The 5,112-nt window shown below is 59.6% G+C and carries 4 protein-coding genes and 1 pseudogene; 3 read left to right on the top strand and 2 right to left on the bottom strand.

Going from position 1 to position 5,112, the window contains the following annotated elements:
• A partial coding sequence (locus tag AC1ECN_RS38185) for an NAD-dependent epimerase/dehydratase family protein (protein ID WP_477955995.1) occupies positions 1–403 on the bottom strand: 403 nt, incomplete at its 3' end.
• A gap of 21 nt (positions 404–424) precedes the next feature.
• Positions 425–1,138, bottom strand: coding sequence for a FadR/GntR family transcriptional regulator (locus tag AC1ECN_RS38180; protein WP_477955993.1), 714 nt, complete (start codon positions 1,136–1,138; stop codon positions 425–427).
• A gap of 321 nt (positions 1,139–1,459) precedes the next feature.
• On the opposite strand from AC1ECN_RS38180, the gene AC1ECN_RS38175 reads away from it, so the two are divergent.
• From AC1ECN_RS38175 to AC1ECN_RS38165, 3 genes and pseudogenes are all read left to right on the top strand, one after another.
• The gene (locus tag AC1ECN_RS38175) at positions 1,460–3,397 is read left to right on the top strand and encodes an ABC transporter substrate-binding protein (protein ID WP_024319730.1); all 1,938 of its coding nucleotides are present in this window, start codon (positions 1,460–1,462) and stop codon (positions 3,395–3,397) included.
• Positions 3,398–3,520: 123 nt separating this feature from the next.
• Positions 3,521–4,507, top strand: coding sequence for an ABC transporter permease (locus AC1ECN_RS38170; RefSeq protein WP_003562632.1), 987 nt, complete (start codon positions 3,521–3,523; stop codon positions 4,505–4,507).
• Positions 4,508–4,516: 9 nt separating this feature from the next.
• Positions 4,517–5,112 (top strand): annotated as a pseudogene (locus tag AC1ECN_RS38165) (ABC transporter permease); the annotation flags it as partial.

Below are 5,112 nucleotides of genomic sequence, written 5' to 3'. Positions count from 1 at the left end.
CATAAGGACTGTCGGGACGCATCGGGTCGAGCGGCGACACGAGCTGGCCGCGCGGATAAAAGCCCGTGGCATGGTTGCTCGATGCATAGACGACCCGCTGGACCTTGTTGGTCCGCGCCGCTTCGTAGAGATTGTAAGTACCAAGCACGTTCGCATGCAGAATGGCGTTCATGTCCGTGCCGCTTGCAATACCGGCGAGATGAACCACGCCATCGACATCTTTCAGCGCAGCCGTCGCCTCGTCGAGCTTTGTAAGATCGGCCTTGACGAAGCTCTCGTTTTCGCCAAGCCCGTCAGGCTCCTGGAGATCGATCAGGCTGAGGTGCTCGACATGCGACCGAAGGAACGGGCGCAGTAGCGTCCCTACGCGTCCGGCAGCACCCGTCATGGCGACCCGTTTCATCATCTCTTCTCCCATTGTCGCTCAAACGCCCTGGAACATGCGGGCGCGAGCATTCAGTATGTGTTTTTTCATCGCATCGTGTGCTTCGGTTTCCCGGTGCGCGAAGATCGCCTCGACGATCACCGCATGCTCATCCTGGACGCTGCGGATCTGTTCCGGCGTCCGCTTCAAGCTCAAGCTTCGCGTAACGGAATGCCCGATGGCGAAATGCGGCTTAAACCACTCGCGCAGGGTAATGTGGAACTGGTTACCGGTCGCCATGGCAATTGCATCATGTAGAGCCTGGTCCTCTTCGGCGCCAAGCTCCCCGTCGCGCAGACATTGCTCGATCGAAAGAAGCGCTGCCGTTATCCGCTCCTTGTCGGCCGGCTGCCAGTTTCGTGCGGCAAGCTCCGCCGCCTCGGCTTCGAGACCGGCGCGGAATTCGAAGAACCGCTGGACATCGGCCAAGGAGCCGACCGGCACCATTTTCAGCATCGACGAATCCGGTCTTTGCCTGACATAGGAACCGGACCCTTTACGCGAAACGACCAGGCCATCGGCTCTCAAGCGTTCGAGCGCTTCGCGCACGACAGGTCTCGACGCGCCGAAATCAGCGGCGAGCTTCGTTTCCGGCGGCAGCCGTTCGTTCACCGGAAAGTTGCCGTCGGCGATCATCCCCACGATCTTCTCGTAGATGATGTCGCTGAAGCGCGTTGCGCCCCTGTTCGAAACGRCATCGACCGTAAATGTCATTCTGATCCTTTTCTCTCAACGCCATGTGCGACGGCGTTTGACGGCCGCACCCTGGCTGTCGCCGACCATAATGCTCAAGGCAGCATACAGCATCTGACAGATCTAACGTTTTTCGTCCTGTTAGCCGTGTTTTTAGCGGCACAACCTCGTATATCGATGCTGCATCGCTACGAAATTTGTAATTATCTGTCAACTCTTGTAATCATTTGGGAACGTGTCTATGGTTTCGGTCGTAGCGCCGAGGAGGGCGTCAGCGTCGGGTCGGGAGCCCGACGCATCAGCCGGTGCAAAGGCTGCGCCGGCACAAAAGGGAGGAATTCGATGGCCAAAGAAATACTGTCGCGTGGCGTCACCCGCCGCGCCGTGCTTGGTGGCATGGCTGGTGTCGCGGCGCTGTCTATCGCCGGTCGCGTGTCTGCCGCAGGCGGTGAAGCGCCGGCCCTTGCGCAACTCGCCAAGGAGGGGAAGCTGCCGCCGCTCGCCGAGCGCCTGCCGAAAAAGCCGATGGTCGTGACGCCGTTCGAGAAAGTCGGCACCTATGGCGGCTCGCTGCGCCGCGGCCTTCGCGGTTCATCCGACCATAACGGCATCCTGCGTATGGTCGGCAACCAGAGCCTTGTGCGCTGGAATCTCGATTTTACCGCTGTGCAGCCGAACCTTGCCGAACGCTGGGAAGTCAGCGACGACGCAACACAATTCACGTTCCATCTCATCGAAGGCGTGCGCTGGTCCGACGGTCATCCCTTTACGGCCGATGACGTCGTTTTCGCGATCGAAGACTGCGTCAAGAACACCGAGCTCTACAGCTCGACACCGGCGCAGCTTGCTGTCGCCGGCAAGCCGGTCACGGTCGAGAAGATTGACGACTATACGGTGAAGTTCACCTTTGCCGCGGCCAATGCGCTTTACCTGGAAAACCTCGCCACGCCGCTTGGCCAGCATCCGACGCTGTTCCCGAAGCATTACTGCAGCCAGTTCCTGCCGAAATATAATCCGAATATCGAGGCCGATGTGAAGAAGGCCGGCGTCACCAGTTGGACGGAGCTGTTCCGCAGCCGTTGCGGCGACATCGAGATCCCATCGCGATGGGGCAATGTGGATAAGCCGACGCTCGACCCATGGGTGGTCAAGGAGCCCTATGTCGGGGGGGCTACGCGCGTCGTCATGACCCGCAACCCTTATTTCTGGCAGGTCGATACCGAGGGCAACCAGCTTCCCTACATCGATGAAATCAACTTCGGCATCTCGCAGGACGTCGAATCGCTGATGCTGAATGTCATCTCCGGAAAGATCGACATCCAGGAACGCCATATCAGCGTCCTCGCCAACAAGCCGACGCTGTCCAAGAACATGGAGAAAGGCGATTATCGCCTGCTGACGCTCGTGCCTTCAGCCTCGCAACAGTGCCAGATCTATTTCAACATCACCCACAAAGATCCTGCGATGCGCAAGATGTTTGCGGATAAGGCGTTCCGGCAAGCGCTCTCGATCGGCATCAATCGCCCGGAACTCATCGATATCGTCTATTTCGGCCAGAGCGAGCCCTACCAGGCTGGGCCGCGTCCGACCCATCCCTGGTATAACGAGAAATACGCGCGCCAGTTCACCGAATATGACGCCGACAAGGCGGGCGCGATGCTCGATGAGGCCGGCTACAAGAAAGGCGGCGACGGTTTCCGGCTGCGGCCCGACGGCCAGAAGGTGTTCTTCTCGATCGACGTCATTCCGACCCTCTATCCCGACCTCGTCGATGCCCTGGAACTGGTCAAGACGCATTGGGCCCAGATCGGTATCGACATGAAGGTCAACACGATCGAGCGGGCGCTCTATTACACCCGCGGCGACGACAATGCCCATGATGCGGCGGTATGGCCGGGCCCTGGCGGTCTCGATCCGATGCTCGATCCACGCGATTTCTTCGCGTTCCATCCGCAGGGCTCGCGTTACGCCATTCCGTGGACGCTTTGGTACACCTCCAATGGTGCACGCGGCGAAGAGCCGCCGGAAAGCCAGAAGAAGCGCATGAAGCTCTTCGACGAAGCGCGTTCGACGGCTGATCTCGACAAGCGCGGCGCGATCATGAAGCAGATCTTCGACATCGCCGCGGAGGAATTCGAGACCGTCGGCCTTTGCCTTGCCGTCGGCGGCTTCGGCATCATCCGCAACAATCTGCGCAATGTTCCCGAGAAGGAGCCGGATAGCTGGTCCTGGCCCAATCCCGGCCCTGCAATGCCGCAGCAATTCACCTTCACGAGCTGATTTTCGTCTTAAGCGCCGTGCCATCAGGTACGGCGCTTTCTTTCAGTTCGCCCTCCGAGATGCCTTGCCGGTCCTGACGGCCGACAAGGCCCGGGAGGCGGCGTTCAATGCAAGAGGCGCCTCATGCTGGTCTTTATCGCCAAACGCTTCCTATGGATGATTCCGTCGCTGTTTGCCGTCAGCTTCCTGGCTTTCGTGCTGATCCAGCTGCCGCCGGGCGATTATGTCACGACCTATATTGCGACGCTGGCGGCCTCCAACGAGATCGTCGATCAGAACACGGCGGCGCAATTGCGCGAGCGCTTCGGCCTCGGCGACCCGATGCTCGTCCAATATTTCAAGTGGATATGGGGCATTCTCACACGCGGCGATTTCGGCATCTCTTTTGAATGGCAGCAGCCGGTCTCGGACCTGATCTGGGAGCGCATGGCGCTGACGCTCGTTCTGGCCCTGTCGACATTGATCGCCACCTGGGCGATCGCGCTGCCGATCGGCGTCTATTCCGCCGTGCGCAAATATTCGATCGGCGACTATTTCTTCACCGCCTTCACCTTTTTCGGCCTGGCCGTTCCGTCCTTCCTGCTGGCGCTGGTGCTGATGTATGTCGCGGCGGTCGAATTCGGACAGGATGTCGGCGGGCTGTTTTCTCCGGAATACGAGAACGCGTCCTGGAGCTTCGCCAAGATGGTCGACCTCTTCTCGCATCTCTGGCTTCCCGTCATCATTCTTGCCGTCTCCTCGACGGCGAGCCTCATCCGCGTCATGCGGGCGAACATGCTCGATGAGCTGCCGAAGCCTTACGTGACCACGGCACGGGCAAAAGGGCTCTCTGAGTTCCGGCTGCTGATGAAATATCCTCTGATGATCGCCCTCAATCCGTTCATCTCGACAATTGCCTGGCTGCTGCCCAACCTCATTTCCGGCTCGGTCGTCGTCGCCATCGTCCTCAATCTGCCAACGGCTGCTCCTTTGCTGCTGCAGGCACTGATGGCTCAGGACATGTATCTCGCCGGTGCCTTCGTCCTGCTGATCTGCGCGCTGACGCTGATAGGCTCTCTGATCAGCGATATCCTGCTTGCGCTGGTCGATCCCCGCATCCGGTTGGAATAGGAGCCTCACATGGCCGACATCACCGTTACGAACATTCCGCCGGATCGCGCCGCCGTTGCGTCGCAGTGGCAGCTCATTTGGTGGGCTTTCCGCCGGCATCGGCTGGCCATGGTGGCGCTCGTCGTCACCGTGGTGATGTATATCGTCGCCCTGCTTCCCGGCTTCTTCGCCATCAACGATCCGAACCTGCAAAATGCGCGGGCGACTTTTCACCCGCCGCAGAGATTGCATCTGATCGATACCCAGAACGGCTTCTCCTTCGGCCCGCATTATTATCCGATGAAGCTGACCCGCGATCCGGAAACGCTGGCCGCCATCTTCAAGGAGGACACGACAAAACGTGTCGACGTCCAATTCTTCGGGCGCGGCTATGAATATTCGGTGTTCGGCCTGTTCAGAACCAACATCCATCTGATCGCCTCGCCCGACAAGACGACGCCGCTGCTTCTGTTCGGCGCTGACAGGCTTGGGCGCGATGTCTTCAGCCGAACGGTGCAGGGCTCGCAGATCTCGTTGTCGATCGGCCTCGTCGGTGTCTTCTTCTCGTTGATGCTCGGCATCGTGCTCGGCGGCATCTCGGGATATTACGGCGGCCGCATCGATTT

The organism is Rhizobium sp. 01N447_2, from assembly GCF_056399245.1.
The sequence above is the reverse complement of the archived record's forward strand: the minus strand, read 5'-3'. Positions and strand labels throughout refer to the sequence as shown.